The organism is Paenibacillus sp. HGF5, assembly GCF_000204455.1.
Lineage (GTDB): Bacteria > Bacillota > Bacilli > Paenibacillales > Paenibacillaceae > Paenibacillus_AQ > Paenibacillus_AQ lautus_A.
Genome location: NZ_AEXS01000180.1, coordinates 1 through 17,705, shown reverse-complemented (window position 1 = coordinate 17,705; position 17,705 = coordinate 1). Strand labels below are relative to the sequence as shown.

Below are 17,705 nucleotides of genomic sequence, written 5' to 3'. Positions count from 1 at the left end.
CTAATGCCCATAACCTTGCCTAAAGGCGGTACGTTAGGAGTCGGATGAAGAACCGGCGAGGGGAGGTGACAGCATGAACAACAGACGGGTCCTCTGGGGAATCATCCTCCTGGTGGCGGCCGTGTTGTTGACACCCGGTTATTTTATTGCGCGCACGTATGGACTTTTTCAGAATGAAGTGGTCTTGACTAAATACCAGCTCGCCGTTGATGTGGATGGTGAACAGGTGGATGCTTGGCCGCTGCTGGCTGGCTTCGCCGCGACCGATAAGAAGGGGGAGCTGCGCCCGCTGTATTACAGACTGGAAGGGTCGGACCTCAACATGCTGTATCAATTGGCGTATGGGCAGTTCGAGGTGGAGGCTTCGGAGGACAATCCGTTCTTGGCGGGGAGGGTCCAGTATGACCATCTGGAGAACGACTATATCGAGACCCGGAAAGAGTATGTGAACGCAAAGGAATATCGGCAGGACATCATCTTTTATAATGACCGTAAAGAGCCCCTATTTACATACGACCCGGCAGCCAAAGCGGACGGGGATATGGTGAAGGAGATTATCACCGCAGGCATGACGCGCTCCAACGGCCAAGGAGGGTCTGGTGTGGTGGTGGATAAGTATCTGAATGTCACCCGATTGTTCGAGGAGAAGCTGGGCATCAGCATGCGGGTTCAGGTGGATAAGGAGCGCAGGCTGGCCACGATCCATATAGAGCAGCTTAAATAGAAATTTTTTAAAACGAGGTGCGGAACAATGCAGCATACAAAAATGACCCAAGAGGTGGATCTCACCATCTCGCACCATCAAATTCAAGTCCGCTCGCGGGATTTTGACGAGGAGCTGTGCCAGTGGGGGGAAATCAATATCAAGCAGGGCGCTGTCATTCATCCCGGGTATCTGACCTTTGATCCGATTCCGGACGATGCCTTCGGCGCTTGGGTGAAGCTGGCCTTGACAGAGTCGTTCACGGAAGACCCGAACGCGCAGCGCCGAATGGTCGTACCGTTTGATGTTCTGGATCCCGGCAAGCTGGAGCTGTTGTCCGTCATGTCGGACGCCGTCATTGAGCTTCCGCTGCAAGAAGGGCGGTATGCCTTGTATTTTGAGATTTGCGAGGATGAAGAGGTGTATTACCGTCTGACTTTCGTGCGTGAAGGAGAGTATGTCCAAGCCCGATTTTTGATGGACGATGAATGGGGCGGCAGGGCTGGAGAAGCCTTGGCGGAGGGGTATTGTTGACCCATACATTGCAGAAAACGGGGTACTGAAGGCCGCGTAAGGCAATTCTCCCTATCATTGATATAAGAAGAGGCCGTCTCCGTGTTGGAGAGGCCTCTTTTGTTGCCGCCATGCTGATGTGCTGTTGTCCCGACTTTGCCAGCTCTTTATGGAAAGCAGAAACGATCTGATTGCGTGGAAAATAGCTATTGTGCTGCTGTCACCGTAATCTCGCCATGTTGGCTTTGATCAGCCTGCAGCTGCAGAATGTCCGTGAGGAAAGCGAGCGGAACATAAACATGGCCGTCTTTCATTGCAGGAGACGCGCCTAGCGGGCGCGGAGCCATTTTGCCAAAAGCGTACGCATCCTTGTTCAGCTTCACCGCGCTCCAGATGGCACCTTTGGAGATTTCCACAGTTTTGCTCTTGCCGTTCCACTTGACATCGAAGCGGAGCTGACGCAGCACGCGGGCCGCGGGAACCATCATCTTGCCGTTGTTATCCTTGTAGTAAGCGCCTGGCTTCAAGACAGCGAAAACGGGCTTTTCTTCGGGTGCTGTACCCGGCAGCTTCACGGCAAACTCCGGCGTTCCCGTGGCTCCTGGGGCGATGCTGTATTTTTGGAATACGATATAGGCTGTTCCGTCCGCGACGTAGAAGGATTGTTCGGCATCAATGCCCTGGAATCCGTCTTCGTTCGCGAAGTAATGGTCCTGATCCGCGGCAATCGCGGTTTTGACCGCCGTATCCACGATCGATTTGTAATTCTTCCCGAACAGGTCCTCCAGCGTCACGCGCCGGGCTTCGGCTTCGTTCATGAAGTTATACGTATCCACGCGGGGATCGCCATTGTTCATTCCCATGCCTTCCGTGATGACCTTGAGGGAGATCAGGCTGTCGTCCGTGCCATCCGATGTAAGCTCATAGGTGATCGTCAGCTGATAAGGATGCATGGTGTAGCCGTTCTGTTCCGCATTTGCCGCAGCCTCGGAAGCCTCCTTCTCCCATTTGGCAATATCCTTGGAAGCATGGGATTCGATGATGTCATTCAGCTGATCTTGGTACTTGGTGTCAGCCAGACCTTGGAATACAGGAATCTTGATATCCGTTTCGAGCCATTTTTCCTTGGATTGCAATGTTTTGAACGTTACCCGTTGCGGGGCAGCGGTCGGAGCCTTCACCTGATCGGTGCTCGCTGCAGTTTTGGTTTCGGCATGGACATGAGCGGACGGCAGCCCCGAAGCGGATATCATCAGGACGCCCGCTAATCCGGCAGCCGCGAGTGTTTTGGCCAGTGGGCTTGTATGCTTGATTGTTTTCATCGTGATTACCTCCAGGGTTAGGTTTGATATCTTTAAAGTGAGAAGACAGAAGTTCTGGAGAAGCGAAGCGGTCTCCTTATCCTCCGGTTTCCCACGAACTCATAAAGTTTCAACAAAAAATCCGGGGCAAAAGGGATAGGAGGAACGATCTGCATTCGTATGTTGGTGATGGACGGCGGATCTATCGAATGTATTCGTTGCTGACGAGCTGATCCGCAATGGCCTCCGTAGGGATCGTAAATTCCACGACGCCCATATAGCCGGGAGCCACGTCGTATTCGTTGAAGCTGATGACCAGTTTGCCATTGTTATCAATATAGAAATTGTGATCCTTGGCGATCGATTGGAATTGATCCTCCGGTACATCGGATTCGACGCCAGGCTGCTCTACCCAGTAGGTGATTTCGGGATTATCCTGCATCTGCCTGCGCATTTGCTCCTTGATATTGTCGCTGATGACCTGGATATAGGTATCATCCTTGAACAGGCTTGGCAGTGTGATCACCAAATGGTTGATCTTGTCGATCGTATCGTATTGCCTGGACTCGGCGGAGCCTCCGGCCGATTCTACGACGTAGCGGGAAAGCGTCAGCAGCTGTTCATTGTCGGTGACGACTTCATAACCGCTATCGAGGCTGAGATGCCCGCCGCCTTCGTGATTTAGCTGGGCGACTTCGTCTTTGAAGTTCGCATACAGCTTCTTGTTCTCCTCCAGGTATTTGTTATTCAGCGTTTGCTCAAGCTCCGGATTGCCCAGGTTGGCAATGCCGGGCGTTTCGATATGCACCTCCGTGCTGCCGTCCTGCTCGGCATATTCGCGAATGGTCATCACCTTGACGATCTCGCCCAGAACGGGCACATCGGACATGGCCTTGGCGAAAGCGGGACTTGCGTTCACGCCGGCAAACAGCAGTGCGCATGCAGCAGCCACGCCGGCGAGCCAGGGCAGCGCTCTATTTTTTGTTCGTCTGGCTGCGATGGTCTTGTTAACCACCGAGCTTAGTTCGTCGGGAATAGGAGTGCTCTCGTACTGCTCCTTCATCCTATTCAGCTTGTCATGCATTATCGTTGTGCCTCCTCTTGGTCTTCCTCGCTTAGGTTCACCCGCAGTCTCTGCAGTCCTTGGTATAGCCTCGTTTTCACCGTGCTCACATTCTCATGGAGCACCTCGGCAATTTCGTCAATCTTCATATCTTCGAAAAACCGGAGAATAATGACGAGCCGATACTTGTCAGGCAGATCCTCCAGGGACTGGGCCAGATCCAGATTCGGATAGTGGTCATGACTGCCGGGTAATATGAACTCCAGGTTCTCGTCGTCCATGACGCGGACTTTTTTCTGTTTTCGAATGAGATCCAGGGAGGTTGTGACAATAATTCGGAAAAACCAGCTTTTTAGTGAACCCGTCTGCTTCAGCTTTTCCATGGATAAAAATGCTTTGTGGATCGCGTCCTGAACGATATCGAGGGCATCCTCTTTATTTCTGACGTAACTGTACGCCAGCCGGTAGGCGCTGTCCTGGTTTTCAGTTATGCATTGGATAAGAAGCCTCTCAAGCTTCCGGCCGCCTCTCATGTAAATATGACACTCCTTTGGGCCCGCGCGGGTAACCATCAATTGCAACTGACTTACGGAAGCAAGACGTGCGAGTCTTCCAAAAAGTTTGATTCTGCGAAAAAAATTTAAAAAAGCCGTTGTTTCTGTTTCTGTCCATTATTCAGCCCATTCTCCCATTATCGCAACAAGAAAAAGACCCCAGTTCAACTGGGGTCTTGTAGACTCATGGTTATTCGTTCTCATATCTCTTTAATATAATTGCCGAATTATGTCCGCCGAAGCCGAAGGAATTCGACATGCCGATGCGGAGCTTGGCGCTTCTCGCCTCGTTGGGCACATAGTCCAAATCGCAGGTTGGATCGGCATGATCGAGATTGATCGTCGGTGGTATGATGCCTTCTTGCAGGGATTTCACGAGGGCAATGGCCTCCGCGCCGCCGGATGCGCCCAGCATGTGTCCGGTCATCGACTTGTTGGCTGTTACCGGGATGCGGTACGCCTCCTCGCCAAATACCTGCTTGATGGCCGCCGTCTCCGAACGGTCACCGATGACCGTGCTGGTGGCATGGGCGCTGATGACATCCACGTCGGCCGGGGAGAGGTTCGCTTCGGCCAGCGCCAGCTTCATCGCACGTGCCGCGCCGTTGCCGTCTTCCGGCGTGGCGACCATATGAAAGGCATCCGAGCTGGCACCGTAACCGATAACCTCGCCCAGTATGCCGGCGCCTCTGCCTAGGGCATGGGAGAGCGACTCCAGGACGAGGATGCCGGCCCCTTCCGCCATGACGAATCCATCGCGGTCCGCATCGAATGGGCGGCTGGCGCGTCCCGGTTCCTCGTTGCGGGAGGACAGGGCGGTGGCATTCGCAAAGCTGGCCAGCGAGATGTCGGTCAATGCGGCTTCGGATCCGCCCGCGATAATGATGTCGGACCGGCCGGCTTGGATGTTAAAGAAAGCCTCGCCGATCGCCGTATTGCCGATCGAACATGCCGTAACCGGTGCCAGCGTGGAGCCCAGCGCCTTGTATTTAATGCTGATGAGCGCGGCCGCCATATTGGGAATCATCATGGGAACCAGGGTAGGACTGACCCGCTCGGGACCCCGCGACGACAGCGTGCCGCTCTGATTCATCAGGGTTTGGATGCCGCCGATGCCGGAGCCGACGTAGACCCCCATGCGCTCATGATCGATCTGATCAAGATCAAGGCCCGACTGGCTTATCGCTTGATCCGCCGCAGCCAGCGCAAACTGGCAGAAGCGGTCCAACCGCCGGGCTTCCTTAGCGCCGAACAGCGCGTTTGCGTCAAACTCCTTCACGGCGCCTGCTATTTGTACCTTTTGTCTTGATGTGTCCAAATGTTCTATATATGCAATACCGGACTCTCCCCGCACAAGCCGGGACCAGAACGTATCCACATCATGGCCCAGCGGCGATATGACGCCCATACCGGTGATAACGACTCTTTCCATGGATGAACAGCCTCCTTACGACTTTATAACTTGTCAATCTTAAGGTTATAATGTCACGTGTAGTATCCTATTACAAGATACCGTTTATCCTAGTATAAAAACTGCTATCCTTGTTGAAGGAAGGAGGATGATAGATGAATTCCCAGGTTAGGCTGCAAGCGTTGTCCGCTTTTCTGAAAGGGCAGCGTGCCAAAATCTCTCCCGAGTCCGTCGGGCTGCCGCCCGGTACCCGGAGGAGAACACCGGGCTTGCGCAGGGAGGAGGTCGCCCAGCTGGCCGGCGTCAGTACCACTTGGTACACTTGGCTCGAGCAGGGGCGTGACATCCAGGTATCATCATCCGTGCTGGACTGCGTCGCAAGTGCGCTGCAGCTGAATGCGGACGAGCGCAGATATCTGTACTCCCTGGCGCTGGAGAGCGGGGCGGAGCCGTATACGGTCAAACACGAAGCGGTGCAGATCAGCCCGTCCCTACAAAAAATCATCACCGAGCTAAAATATTGTCCCGTCATGATATCCGATCGGAAGTGCAATATCGTGGGGTGGAACCGCGCGGCTGCGTACGTGTTTCTAGATTTTGACCGGATCCCGCCCGAGGAGCGGAACATGATCCGGCTGCTCTTTACCCGCAGGGAATTCCAGCGGCTGGCGGTGAACTGGGAGCAGTTTGCCAGCGGCTTCCTGTCGATGTTCCGAAGCTATTACGGTCAATATGTCGAGGATGAATGGTATGACCATTTTTTGGAGGAAATGAAGAACGGGCATCCGGACTTCAACCGCATGTGGGAGCAGAGCCAGGTTAGCTACGCCCCGGAGGTGCATCTGGAATTCCGGCATGCCAAGGCCGGGAAAATGGTATATGAGCTCACGTCGCTCAAAGTGTACGGAAATGATGACCTGCGATGCAGCATTTATACGCCAGCTCCCGACACGACTACGGAAGCGAAGCTGCGGCAGCTGATGGAGGAGTGATCGGAGGTAGCGGGGGAGCACTTGTTGCGCCAGAGGTAACGGATGCGGGATACACTTGTTGTGCCAAAGTAATTGGGCTCCGTGCCGTTTGCGCTTGGTGCTCGATGTGACGGATTGCGATACTGATGGTACTTATTGGCCAGAAGTAATGGATCCTGTGCATTTTGCACTTGCTGCACCAGTAATTCCTGACTCCGTGCCGGTACTTACCGTTCTTAATGCAGCCTAACTACTTGTTGTTCCGACCTATCGGACTCCAGTTCCGTTATATGGCGAGATTATGCCCTAATTACAACTTTATCGGACACTAGATCCGTTATGGGGCTCATATCCTGCATATTTATCATATTTTGGAGCAAATAACGGACTCACAGTCCGGTTCGTGTTTCAGAATAGTGGGTTTTGGCTTAATAGCGTATTCTGTGTCCGTTAATAGAAAACATCGCCCTGTCGTACAAGCTTCAAACGCGTAGCAATGTAAATCTTCTCGCAGCTCGTCAACCGTCCACTCCTCCGCATAACAAAAGCCCCGTGTCCACACACGGGGCTTTCTGCTATTCAACGATATCGTCGTTAAGAGCGAGACCTGGGCCATCTAGGAGTTCCACAGGCATTCCGCGCTGTGCTCCAACGGGACCGATGGTTCACAATCGCCTAACAGCTCACTCCTTGACAGAGCGATTACGCCCAATCGCGCCGCAGCGTGAACAGATCCTTCAGCTCATCGGTAGACAGCTCGGTAATCCAGCCCTCGCTGCTTGCAATAACCTGATCGCTCAGCTGCTGCTTGCTCTCCAGCATCTCATCGATCCGCTCTTCGAGCGTTCCCATGGAGATGAACTTGTACACTTGGACGTCCTTGGTCTGCCCCATCCGATAGGCCCGGTCGGTAGCCTGATTCTCCACGGCGGGGTTCCACCAGCGGTCGAAGTGGAACACGTGATTCGCCGCGGTCAGATTCAGGCCGACGCCGCCGGCCTTGATCGAGAGAATCATGACGTTCGGTTGCTCTTCGGGCGGGAGCGTCCGGGATTGGAACTGCTCGATCATGCGATCGCGCGTCCCCTTCGGCGTGCTGCCGTTCAAGTACAGCACCGGCTCACCAAGCTCCTGATGCAGCACCTGCCGCATCATCTCGCCCATGCCGATATACTGGGTGAAGATCAGGCAGCGTTCGCCCTCGTCCCGCAGCTCCTTCACCATGGACAGCAGCCGCTCCAGCTTGGCCGACCGGTTGACCACGGCCTCGGTGTCAAGCAAGCCGCCGCCTCCCGGCAGTTCCGGGAGCGGCTCCTTCGTCAGCAGAGCCGGATGGTCGCAGAGCTGCTTGAACTGCGTCAGAGCTGCCAGAATGGCGCCTTTGCGCTCGATGCCCTCGAGCTTTTGCATGCGTTCCAGGAGGCTGTTCACGGTCTGATCGTAAAGCGCGCCTTGCTCGGCCGTGAGATGGATATAGGTCTTCATCTCGTGCTTGTCCGGCAGGTCGAGCTGAATCGCCGGATCTTTTTTCTTGCGGCGGAGCATGAAGGGCTTGATCAGCTTCTGAAGATCGGCCGTGCGCTGCTCGTTCTTGTCTTTTTCGATGGCCTGGATGAACCGGAGATTGAATGCCCGCAGGCTGCCGAGATATCCGGGGTTGATGAAGTCATAGATGGACCACAGCTCGGACAGCCGGTTCTCAATCGGTGTACCGGTCAGCGCAACGCGGTGCCTTGCCGGGAAGCTTCGCACGGCGGCGGATTGCTTGGTGTCGGCATTCTTGATGTTCTGGGCCTCGTCGATGCCGATCGTTTCCCATCTCATGTCTCTTAACATCTCTTGATCGAGCGTTGCCGTCGCATAGGAAGTAAGAATAATGTCCGCTTGGTAAGCCTCATGATAGAAATCCTCGCTGCTGCTGCGCTTCCCGCCGTAGTGCAGCATGACCCGGAGCGACGGGGCGAACCGTTCAAGCTCCTTCTGCCAATTCCCAAGCACCGAGGTCGGACAGATCAGCAGGGAAGGGAGGCGTCTCTCTTCCCGCTCCATCGTCGTCTCCTTCACGTGCAGCAGGTAGGCGATAAATTGCACCGTTTTGCCAAGGCCCATGTCGTCGGCAAGGCATGCACCGAGCCCGTAACGCCGCAAAAAAGCAAGCCAGGCAAAGCCGTCATGCTGGTACGACCGGAGCTCGGCTTTCAGACCGGTGGGGACAGGGAGGCTCGGCCATTCGCTTTGCCGGCCGAGTTGGCCGATGAGCTTCACGAGATGCTCGTTCAGCTCCACTTCCAGTTTGATCCGTTCCGGATCCCGCGTTTCTTCCGCATCCTGATGAACCTGCTCCGTCTCATCGCTGTTCCCGAGCAGATGCAAGTGCAGAATATCCTGAAACGACAGGCCTTCCTCACGGTCTACGCCCGCCATCATCTGGCGGATTTGGGCGACCAGAGCGGGATCGAGCGGAATCCACTGGCCCCGGAACCGCACCAGTCGTTCGTTCCGGGCAACAAGCTCGGCGAATTCCGCTTCGGAAAGGGTAGTTTCGCCGATGGCGATGCGCCAATCGAAATTGACCAGCGCATCCAAGCCGAACAGGGACCCGCCGTTGCTTCGTTCCGCGCTCTCGCCTTCGCCGGAGCGGACCTTCGCCCGCAGCTTGGGCTTCTTCCTGCTGGCGGCTTCCCACCAAGCCGGAAGCAGCACCAGCCAGCCGGACTGGAGCAGCCGCTGGCTGTCGACGGTCAGGAACTGCCACGCGGCCTCGTCGGACAGCGGGGCGCCGAGCATGTCTTCAGCCGGAGCGTGAAGCACCCGGGCCGGCAGGGCTGCCCGCAAACCTTGGAGCCAGCCGGCGGCCCGCTCCTTGATATGGGCGGTCCATGTCTCCGGCCACGATCCGTATGCCTGCCCGTCTTCGGCCAGACGAACGGCTGCAAGCGCCGCCGCGTCCAGCTTGTCCTGCAATACGAGCCGAAGACGCCACTCGGCTTCTTCTTCGTCCGGCTCCAGCAATTGCAGCAGGGGGCGGAACGGAGCGGTATCCGGCCGCCATCCGATGGCAATCAGCCAGGACTTGTCATCCATGCCTTCGGCCGCGGTACGGCTCGGCGAGAACAGCAGGGGATACTCCCTGCGCAGGTCAGCCGCGGCTTCTTCGCTGCCGTACCACTGTTCTTGAACGGCGGCGGAGAACGCGGCGCGCAAGCCTTCATTCCATATCTCGTCTTCAATCAAGACGGAGAGGCGGGCCTGCTCTTCGGCTGAGAAAGCCTCCGTATCCCAGATCCATTGCAGCTTGCCATTCTTGAAGGCGCTCAAGCTGGGCGCGTACTGCTTATCCTGAATGCAGGCTGCCAGCGAAGTCGCAAGTTCAATGAAGGGAAGGCAATCCTCGTCCCAAACCCATTCGATGTGTTCGAGCAGCCGGCCGTCCGCGAAGAACGGTATGACTTGCTCGGAAGGCAAGATGATGACTTCCATATCCTGAACGGATTGGACGATAAGCTCTGTTCCGTAGAAGGAGGCTTCATGCCAAGCGAATAAACGGTGCTTCAAGTATTGTCCGGATACGTAACCACGCATGACGGTAGAGCCGTATATCACGGCATCTCCGTATTCGCTTAATGCCATATGGACCGTGATGGTTTCCGTGTATCTGCTCATGATATCAGCTTTCCTCTCCGAAGCTCTTCCTGGAATGCGCGAAGCCGGCTGTTGCGTACGGATAAGGAAATAATGAACGAATCCCAGCGCTCCTGCTGTTTGAGCTTTTTATATAACTTAGCCAGCCGTTTGAGCAGCTTGACGGCTGCTTTGTAGCCGGCTCGGTTCTTGTGAAGGATATATCGTTCGACGGCCTGATGGTAAAAAGGCAGCAGCAGCTCGGGCGCATTCTTCTCGATGGGCGCGAGCTCGCTGACCCGGAGCTCCAGCGGCTCCCGGCCTGTGCTTAATTGATAGTCGATCCATTCCCGCCATCTGCCGTGCGTGATCAAGGCATTCTGATAGATGTCCTTCGAATAAGGGAGCATGTCGGCAAGACTGCTCCACATCCGTTCCGCTTCCCCGGGCAGGTGCTCTATGACGGCATCCCAGTAGAATTGATAGCTGCTGAGGTGCTCGTTGCGGTGACTGCCAAGCAGCGGGCCGATCTCCGGGAGCCAGCGGGCCAAGCGGCCCCAGTCTCGTCCCGAATGCAGCATGTCGAAGAAGCCCAGGACGGAAGCCGGGGGCAGGCTGCTGACCTTGTCCGCTGCCCTGATCAGGTCCCAGGACGATGCGTCTTCCCCGAGATAGAAGGACATTAAGCTCTGCGCCGTATACCATGAGGCGCGCGAAAGGCTGCTGCCGAGCTCCGATTCGGCTGCCTGCAGCTGCTCCAATTCCTCCTTGATCAAGCCGTCGTTTTTTTTCGCCAACGGATGAATCCAGTGCATCCAGAGCTGCATATAGACCTGGGCGTAAAATTTACGGTTCCGCGGTTCGCTTAGCATGCTCCGCCGGACAAACGAAATCGTCTCGGTCAGCCGCTGTCCGAATGCCTCTTCGTGTTCGCCGTCCACAAGCCCTTCATGAAGGATTCGCTCGATTCTGGCCAGGATATGATCCGCTGCTACCTGCGTATGATAGCCGATGTAAGAGCCTGAGGCATTCCAGGCACTGGCTGGCTGCTTGACCAGCTTCTCGAGAATGAAGAGATGGGCATGGAGCTCGTATAACGGATCCATATCCAGCGGCAGCGGCGGTTTAATGTGATGGAGGGAAGCCAGCGCGTTTTTGGCGTAAAACGAATTCTGCGTATTAGCTCCCAGCGAAGCCGTGCAAACCTCGAACAGTTCATGCCATGCGGAGATCGGCAGCTCGGGCAAATGGTCGGCCTTGACTCTCCATTTCGAAACTCCGGCAGGCGGGCGTTCATGGCCTTGGCTCAAACCGGACTCGCTTCGGTCATACGAAGAAGATGCGGCATACGTAGTGGAATGCGCATTAACCAAAGCATGGATGGATCGGCCCTGAAGCTGGGCATAGTCAAGCAGAACGGCCACCATATGCTTGCAGCCCTCGTTAACGGGACAGCTGCATTCGCTGTCGCTCAGGGAATGCAGCTGAAGCCTGATGCGGTAGGTTTCCGTTCCATCCACGGAAGCCTCGATCACACCGGACGCATCCGCCTTTTCGCTTGCGTGGACACGGCCCTGCTTGTAATATTGAAATCCCCGTTTAATGGTCAAATCGCTGAAATAACCGGCAGTTTGCTGAATGAGCGTTTGCCACTGCAGATCATCTAAAGTTAAGTTTGGGTTCATCATCGGACGGTCTCCTAAGAGAAATAATTCTGAGTATCCATTTAATCTATCACATTCCCCTAGATGAAGAAACCAGCCGGAGCAGCTTCGCGCTGGAAAAGCCCGGCAGCAGGCTGCACGGGCTTTTCGGAGTAGAGCGTTCGATCAGGAATCCTCATATTGAACGATGAAACGGCCGACTTGGTCGCATTCCTCGGCGAACCATACCTCGCCGCCGGAATCCACGGCAATGCCGTGAGGCTCGGCTGAGGGGGTGGGGATCGGATACTCGGTAATGTCCCCGGTACATGTTATTCGTCCGATCCGGTTGGCTCCCCACTCCGTAAACCATAAATCTTCGCGAGCTCCCGCCGCGATGGCATGGGGTCTGGCATTCCCGGTCGGGAGCTTGAATTCCGTAATCTCCCCGGCCGTCGTGATCCGTCCGATTTGATTACCGTTGATTTGAACGAACCACAAGGCGCCATCGCCACCTGCCGTGATGCCGACAGGCCCTGATTGTTCGGTTGGAATCCGGTACTCGGTGATCTCCCCGTCTACCGTAATCCGGCCGATGCAGTTGTTTTGGTTTTCCGTAAACCACAGCGCGCCGTCCGGACCGGCCGTAATATAGGAAGGGTACGAGCCTGCGCGCGGCAAATCGTATTCCGTGATAACGCCTGCCGGCGTAATCCGGCCAATCCGATTGCCGATTAGCTGGGTGAACCATATGGCTCCATCCGGGCCTTCCGTCAAGCCGTAAGGAGACGAGCCTGCTTCCGGCAGCTCAAATTCCGTGAATATCCCTTCCGTTGTCATCCGTCCGATTTTATTCGCTTTGTACTCCGTGAACCAGAGGTCACCGTTAGGGGCAGAGAGGATGGACATGACCCCCGCATCCGGCGTCGGGACATCGAAAGTACGCATATCCCCTCCCTTGGTGATTCGTCCGATCCGGTTTCCTTTTTGCTCCGTGAACCAGATGGCCCCGTCTCGTCCTGCCGCAATACCATAAGGTCCCGACTCCCGGTTCGCTATCTTGTACTCCTGTACCGTGATCTGCATGCAAACATGCCTCCTTGTAGAAGTTGTTAGGATGCTTAAAGCGGATTCTTCATTAGATTGAGCGTGTTCAAATCTCGCGTTCGGATTTCCCAGATTGGGGAAGGCTCTCCTGTGGATGCTTGGATGAATTCCTGTCATCGGTAATCTCTAGTCTCTCAATAGGTGTTGATAAAATAGTAAAAAACCTCCCACTCCGAGATTTCGGAATAGGAGGCGAATACGAACAAAGAAGATGCGGACTCTACATGAAGAAGTCTCAAACATCCACCCGTCACATATAAAAAAAGCCGCACGAATCCTATCCCGAAAACCTCGTATCGTGAAATCGAAGTGTTTTCCAAATGCTTGGGACAGGATTAGTAGATCATTGGCTTTGGGTTCACCCTTTCATTTCTGGTTGCCTAGACTTTACCATAGGATGTTCCGTGGTTTCAACCTCGGTTTATCCGAAGTTTGCCTTACAGCCGTCGGTTGCGTTTCTCGTCGATGTAGAGTTCAAGCGCGGTTATGGCCCGGATCATCAATTTGATGAGGAGATACAAAGCATATAAACCGAGAAGTGCGAATAGCCCGTATACGATAATGCTAAGCATGGAAAACATGCCGATAAAGGATATCCCTTGGTTCAAGGAGCTCACCTCCCTTCAAGGTACTGTTTTACGAATCGTATCGAAGATTCTAGCTGTCGTATCCTTAAGACCAGGCGATGGCTTAACTCCCCGCTGAAGCTCGGAGCTCGGATACAGGTGAGTTCGTGCCCGATCCATGACATACTTATCGTTGGTATCCCGAATGAATGGCATTAACCTTGAGTTAAGCGCATTCCATATTATAACAATCATTTCTGATTCTAACATATCATCTGGAATGTGGTCATGAATTTAAGTTTAAAAGCGGCAATTTTTACTGACGATGATCGAAAAAATTGAAATGGAGACGTTTTTCGTCATTTTTCATGGATATGCACGAACCAATTGCGTTCACCTTGCGTCTTAGTTATAGATGCATTACTGAATATTACAAGCCAAGGAGATTAGCGAACATGATAACCCGGAAATGGACGAAAATGGCTGCAAGCGGCGCCATAGCGGCCGCGATGCTGTTAAGTACGGCGGTACAGGCCCAGGCCGCGCACAAGAAGGACTTGGAATTTTTAAACGTCAATCATTATGTAATGACGCCGGATGTCAAACCCGTCATCGTGAACGGCACAGTGCTGGTCCCCCTGAACACGGTCAAGGAATACTTGAAGCCTATGGGGCTCCGCTGGAATAACAAGAGTAAGACGCTAACCGTTAACACGGGCACCGACCAAGTCACCTTGAAAATGGGAAGCGACGTTGCCGAGGGAAAAGAGAAGACCTACGCCCTGTCCGTTCCCGTGCAGCTTATGGATGGTCGCGTCATGGTTCCCGCCCGATTCATGACGGAGCTGTACAATGCGGAAGTCCGCTTGGATACGAAGGATGGCATGGTTTACATTTATACGCCGGAGGTTGACCTGTTGACGGCGGAGGAGAACAGCAATGTGAAGCTGTATCCGATCAGCGCATCGAAATATGGCAGATATGAGGGCATGGTGGTCGAGGTAGAAGGTAGGAAGCGGGTCTTTAAGGACTGGGATGGAGGAGAGGCTACGCGTAAACCCGTCATTCATTACCAGGATGTCACAGGCGATGGCAAGCCGGATGTTGTTGTGTTCTACGTGGACGGGACGGGCACCGGTCTATACGTGGGGGAGATGCATGTAGTGGACGCCGGGTCTCTGGAGGAAATCCCGATCGAATCGCTGGAGCAGGCCGTATCGAGCCATGTGCAGTCCAGCATCCAGAAGTATGCGGATTACTTTACGGTTAAGGTTACGGTTAACGGAAAGGAAAGCGTCCAAAAGTTCAAGGACGATTCCGAAGATAAAAGCTATCTATTTGATAAGCTTGGCTTCGGAGCCGTTGTCAGACATCGTTTGGCGGAAGGACGGCTTCTTACGGAAGCGGCAGGAAGCATGAGCCCGGCTGGTTTTGCCGGGGATCTCCGAATCACATACCGATTTAATGAAGAGTTCAACCGGTTTGAGGTGGATGAGATGGAATATCGTCGTTTGGAAGAGCGAGGGCAATAACGGTTTTTTATCATAAAACTTTAGGACTACACATAAACGCATTCCGGCAGGATGTGATCAACATGGGTTAGAAGCGGAAGGTTTCGGTCGGATGATGTGAATACCGAATGTGATGGGCGCTGCGGCGCCCTTTTTGTGCTGTGCTTTTATGGATTTCAACGCCGTTTACATCTCCGTAGCCGATCGCCGAAATGGAGCGTTCACCATTTGCCTCAAGAAGATTTTATCCCTTCTTGTAGGACTTTATTACCATTTACTTGAGTCTTAAGATTCCTCTAAGATAGTTAATAAACCTGACACATTTTAGCGAAGAATGGAGATTGATTTTGAAGTAAACGCATTCAATGTTAAGTAATATAACAAGCCCATATCATAGGGACTTTGAACGGGGTGTATGTATGCAGCAATGGCTTGGGAAATCGCTAAAGCATAAATTGTCGTTGCTTATCATTATCGCTACGCTGGTGCCGCTGCTGTTTCTGGGTATTTTCTCTTTTAACATAGCCAAAAGCCTGACCGAAGAGAAGGCCAAAATTACGGGGATGAATACGCTCCGACAGCTGGAAGCTTACCTGGATACGATGGTCAAGGACGTGGAGAATATCTCGCTGTTTCTCATCGGGCATACCGGTGTTCAGGCCTATCTGAAGACCGAGCAGAGCAACTACGTTCAGCAGACGACGGTTATTAATTTTTTGACGAACCTGGCCTTTTCCAAAGATTATATCGCCAACATCATCGTTGAACCGCTCGGCAGCAAAGATGCGATTTCGCATAAATCCTTGGTACGCTCCGAGTTCCGGAATATTACCGAAATGGTTCCCGATTATTACGAACACCATCCCAAATGGTGGTCCTTCGTTCACCGGCAGTGGACCTTTGAAGGCGTCAGGAAGGTCATCACGCTGGCCAGGCCGATTCGGAGCACGGATAAATACAAGCCGATCGGGAATCTGCAGATCAATCTGGATCAGGGCGTCATTGCCAATCAGTTCCGGCAGGCCGTCCTGGAGAAGACCGGATTCGTCCTTCTTCTTGACGAGAATAACCGGATTATCGCCGGTCCGCCGGATATGGAGACCAATTTGACGCTGGCGGATTATTATCCTGCGATTGGAGAGTTCGAGGGGCTCAGCGGCAATATTGACTATGGCGAGGGAAGCAGCAAGAAGACCATTCTCTATAAGAAAATGTCCAGCGTGAACTGGAAGCTCGTCGGCATCATTCCCTCGCAGGAATACCGCTCCCAGAACCAGTATTTCATCAAATTGACGGCGGTTGCGGTCACGGTGGCCATCCTGCTCGCCATTGTTCTGGTTCTTTTCCTGATCCAGAAGATTACGAATCCTCTGTCCGTCTTAACGAAATTCCTCAAGAGCTCAAGCCCGGAAGAGCCGCTGCCGGCGCTGCCGGTCAAGACGGTCGACGAGGTCGGGCAGCTTATTATCAGTTATAACCGGCTCAGCTCCCGGATCGTGAAGCTTACCGATGAAGTGAAGCTGAACGAGTCGCTGAAGAAGGAGGCGGATATGCATGCGCTGCAGGTACAGATCAATCCGCATTTCCTCTACAATACGCTGTCATCGATCCATTGGCTGGCGCTGATGAACCAGGATGTGAAGATTGCCGAGATGGTGGGGTCGCTCAGCGATTTTCTGAGGTTCAGCCTGAACAACGGGCAGGAATACTGCACGATACAGCAGGAGATCATGCATGTCCGCCATTACGTGAATATCCAAACCATCCGCTATCCGGAAAAATTCGAGTTTAAGGATCATGTGGAAGAGGATCTGTATCAGCACACCATGCTGAAGCTGCTGCTGCAGCCGTTGGTGGAGAATTCCATGCTGCATGGCATCCTGAGCCGTGACGGGATAGGGACGATTACGATTCGCGGACACCGCGAACCCGAAGGGATCCGCTTCGTGGTGGAGGATGACGGCATCGGGATGACGGCGGAGCGCCTGAAATGGCTCCAGGAGCAGCTGGTCGAAAATCCGCTGCAGTACGAGAAGGGACAAACCCCGCGCGGCAGCTACGGGCTGCGGAACGTCCATAAGCGGCTGCTCCTTCATTACGGGAAGGATGCGGGGCTGCGTGTGGAGAGCACCGAGGGTGCCGGGACACGGGTGATGTTTACGATACCTGATTTACCTGAAATTCAACAATCGGAAATATCCGGCAAAGGGGATGGCGACATTGAAGGTCATGATCGTTGATGATGAAGTGATCATTCGAAATGGTTTGAGTACCGTGATCAATTGGGCGGATAACGGCTTTACGGTGCTGACGCCCGCGGCCTCGGCGGAGGAAGCCCTTCAGCGTATTCCCGTAGAAATGCCCGAAATCATATTTACGGACATACGCATGACAGGCCTGAGCGGATTGGATATGGCGCATCAAGTCAAGCAGCAGCATCCCGAGATCGAGATCATCGTCATCTCGGGATACGATGAATTTGCGTATGCGCAGCAGGCGATGCGGGAAGGCGTGAGCGATTACCTGCTGAAGACGAGCAGGCCCGGGGAAATTATCGAGGCTGCTGTCCAAGCCAGGGAACGGCTGCTGCAGCGCAGGCTTACACAAGCGAAGGGGAAGGCCCAAGAAATGGTGGTCAACCGGGGCTTTCTGCGAAGGCTGCTTGCTTCCGGCACTCCGTTGGATGAGCATGCCGAGGCCGAATTGTGTGAGCGATACCCGGAGCTATGTTTGGAATCGAA

The 17,705-nt window shown here is 54.0% G+C and carries 14 protein-coding genes; 6 read left to right on the top strand and 8 right to left on the bottom strand.

The window, feature by feature from the left end:
* Positions 1-73 precede the first annotated feature (73 nt).
* Both HMPREF9412_RS30880 and comJ read left to right on the top strand, forming a co-directional pair.
* Entirely contained in the window at positions 74-724 is a 651-nt protein-coding gene (locus HMPREF9412_RS30880) for a hypothetical protein (RefSeq protein ID WP_009595859.1), read from the top strand.
* A 27-nt stretch (positions 725-751) separates the two neighbouring features.
* Complete coding sequence (gene comJ, locus HMPREF9412_RS30875) at positions 752-1,237, top strand: competence protein ComJ (protein WP_009595883.1); 486 nt, start codon at positions 752-754, stop codon at positions 1,235-1,237.
* Positions 1,238-1,422: 185 nt separating this feature from the next.
* Here the strand turns inward: comJ and HMPREF9412_RS30870 are convergent, their stop codons facing one another.
* From HMPREF9412_RS30870 to fabF, 4 genes are all read right to left on the bottom strand, one after another.
* Positions 1,423-2,538, bottom strand: coding sequence for a stalk domain-containing protein (locus HMPREF9412_RS30870; RefSeq protein ID WP_009595899.1), 1,116 nt, complete (start codon positions 2,536-2,538; stop codon positions 1,423-1,425).
* A 181-nt stretch (positions 2,539-2,719) separates the two neighbouring features.
* The gene (locus HMPREF9412_RS30865) at positions 2,720-3,601 is read right to left on the bottom strand and encodes an anti-sigma-V factor rsiV (protein ID WP_009595880.1); all 882 of its coding nucleotides are present in this window, start codon (positions 3,599-3,601) and stop codon (positions 2,720-2,722) included.
* Positions 3,601-4,113, bottom strand: coding sequence for an RNA polymerase sigma factor (locus tag HMPREF9412_RS30860; protein ID WP_009595881.1), 513 nt, complete (start codon positions 4,111-4,113; stop codon positions 3,601-3,603). The genes HMPREF9412_RS30865 and HMPREF9412_RS30860 overlap by 1 nt, the downstream gene beginning before the upstream one ends.
* Before the next feature lie 211 nt (positions 4,114-4,324).
* On the bottom strand, positions 4,325-5,566 hold the full coding sequence (gene fabF / locus HMPREF9412_RS30855; protein ID WP_009595905.1) for a beta-ketoacyl-ACP synthase II: 1,242 nt from the start codon (positions 5,564-5,566) through the stop codon (positions 4,325-4,327).
* 134 nt (positions 5,567-5,700) lie between these two features.
* Here fabF and HMPREF9412_RS30850 point away from each other — a divergent pair, with 134 nt between their 5' ends.
* Positions 5,701-6,537: a helix-turn-helix transcriptional regulator gene (locus HMPREF9412_RS30850; protein WP_009595875.1), complete on the top strand. Its 837-nt coding sequence runs from the start codon at positions 5,701-5,703 to the stop codon at positions 6,535-6,537.
* 681 nt (positions 6,538-7,218) lie between these two features.
* Here the strand turns inward: HMPREF9412_RS30850 and HMPREF9412_RS30845 are convergent.
* The 4 genes from HMPREF9412_RS30845 to HMPREF9412_RS33075 all read right to left on the bottom strand — a co-directional run bounded on the left by HMPREF9412_RS30845 (position 7,219) and on the right by HMPREF9412_RS33075 (position 13,504).
* Positions 7,219-10,179 (bottom strand): DEAD/DEAH box helicase, encoded by a 2,961-nt coding sequence (locus tag HMPREF9412_RS30845; protein ID WP_009595857.1) that lies wholly within the window; start codon positions 10,177-10,179, stop codon positions 7,219-7,221.
* A complete protein-coding gene (locus HMPREF9412_RS30840) occupies positions 10,176-11,825 on the bottom strand; it encodes an SWIM zinc finger family protein (protein ID WP_009595863.1) in 1,650 nt (549 codons plus the stop codon). The genes HMPREF9412_RS30845 and HMPREF9412_RS30840 overlap by 4 nt, the downstream gene beginning before the upstream one ends.
* 141 nt (positions 11,826-11,966) lie before the next feature.
* A complete protein-coding gene (gene vgb(C) / locus HMPREF9412_RS30835) occupies positions 11,967-12,866 on the bottom strand; it encodes a streptogramin B lyase Vgb(C) (protein WP_009595867.1) in 900 nt (299 codons plus the stop codon).
* Positions 12,867-13,324: 458 nt separating this feature from the next.
* Positions 13,325-13,504: a hypothetical protein gene (locus HMPREF9412_RS33075; RefSeq protein ID WP_254664143.1), complete on the bottom strand. Its 180-nt coding sequence runs from the start codon at positions 13,502-13,504 to the stop codon at positions 13,325-13,327.
* A 404-nt stretch (positions 13,505-13,908) separates the two neighbouring features.
* On the opposite strand from HMPREF9412_RS33075, the gene HMPREF9412_RS30830 reads away from it, so the two are divergent.
* From HMPREF9412_RS30830 to HMPREF9412_RS30820, 3 genes are all read left to right on the top strand, one after another.
* Positions 13,909-14,985, top strand: a complete 1,077-nt coding sequence (locus HMPREF9412_RS30830; RefSeq protein ID WP_009595901.1) for a copper amine oxidase N-terminal domain-containing protein — start codon at positions 13,909-13,911, stop codon at positions 14,983-14,985.
* Between the two features lie 398 nt (positions 14,986-15,383).
* Positions 15,384-17,204 carry a cache domain-containing sensor histidine kinase gene (locus tag HMPREF9412_RS30825; RefSeq protein WP_009595869.1) on the top strand — a complete coding sequence of 607 codons (1,821 nt, stop codon included), beginning with the start codon at positions 15,384-15,386 and terminating at the stop codon, positions 17,202-17,204.
* On the top strand, positions 17,194-17,705 hold a 512-nt coding region (locus tag HMPREF9412_RS30820), incomplete at its 3' end, for a response regulator (RefSeq protein ID WP_441295390.1). The genes HMPREF9412_RS30825 and HMPREF9412_RS30820, both read left to right, overlap by 11 nt.

Coding starts and splice junctions, on each gene's coding strand:
- fabF (WP_009595905.1), bottom strand. CDS start 5,566: ATGGAAAGAGTCGTTATCACCGGTATGGGCGTCATATCGCCGCTGGGC.
- HMPREF9412_RS30860 (WP_009595881.1), bottom strand. CDS start 4,113: ATGAGAGGCGGCCGGAAGCTTGAGAGGCTTCTTATCCAATGCATAACT.
- HMPREF9412_RS30850 (WP_009595875.1), top strand. CDS start 5,701: ATGAATTCCCAGGTTAGGCTGCAAGCGTTGTCCGCTTTTCTGAAAGGG.
- HMPREF9412_RS30870 (WP_009595899.1), bottom strand. CDS start 2,538: ATGAAAACAATCAAGCATACAAGCCCACTGGCCAAAACACTCGCGGCT.
- HMPREF9412_RS30840 (WP_009595863.1), bottom strand. CDS start 11,825: ATGATGAACCCAAACTTAACTTTAGATGATCTGCAGTGGCAAACGCTC.
- HMPREF9412_RS30830 (WP_009595901.1), top strand. CDS start 13,909: ATGATAACCCGGAAATGGACGAAAATGGCTGCAAGCGGCGCCATAGCG.
- comJ (WP_009595883.1), top strand. CDS start 752: ATGCAGCATACAAAAATGACCCAAGAGGTGGATCTCACCATCTCGCAC.
- HMPREF9412_RS30825 (WP_009595869.1), top strand. CDS start 15,384: ATGCAGCAATGGCTTGGGAAATCGCTAAAGCATAAATTGTCGTTGCTT.
- HMPREF9412_RS30845 (WP_009595857.1), bottom strand. CDS start 10,179: ATGAGCAGATACACGGAAACCATCACGGTCCATATGGCATTAAGCGAA.
- HMPREF9412_RS30880 (WP_009595859.1), top strand. CDS start 74: ATGAACAACAGACGGGTCCTCTGGGGAATCATCCTCCTGGTGGCGGCC.
- HMPREF9412_RS30865 (WP_009595880.1), bottom strand. CDS start 3,601: ATGCATGACAAGCTGAATAGGATGAAGGAGCAGTACGAGAGCACTCCT.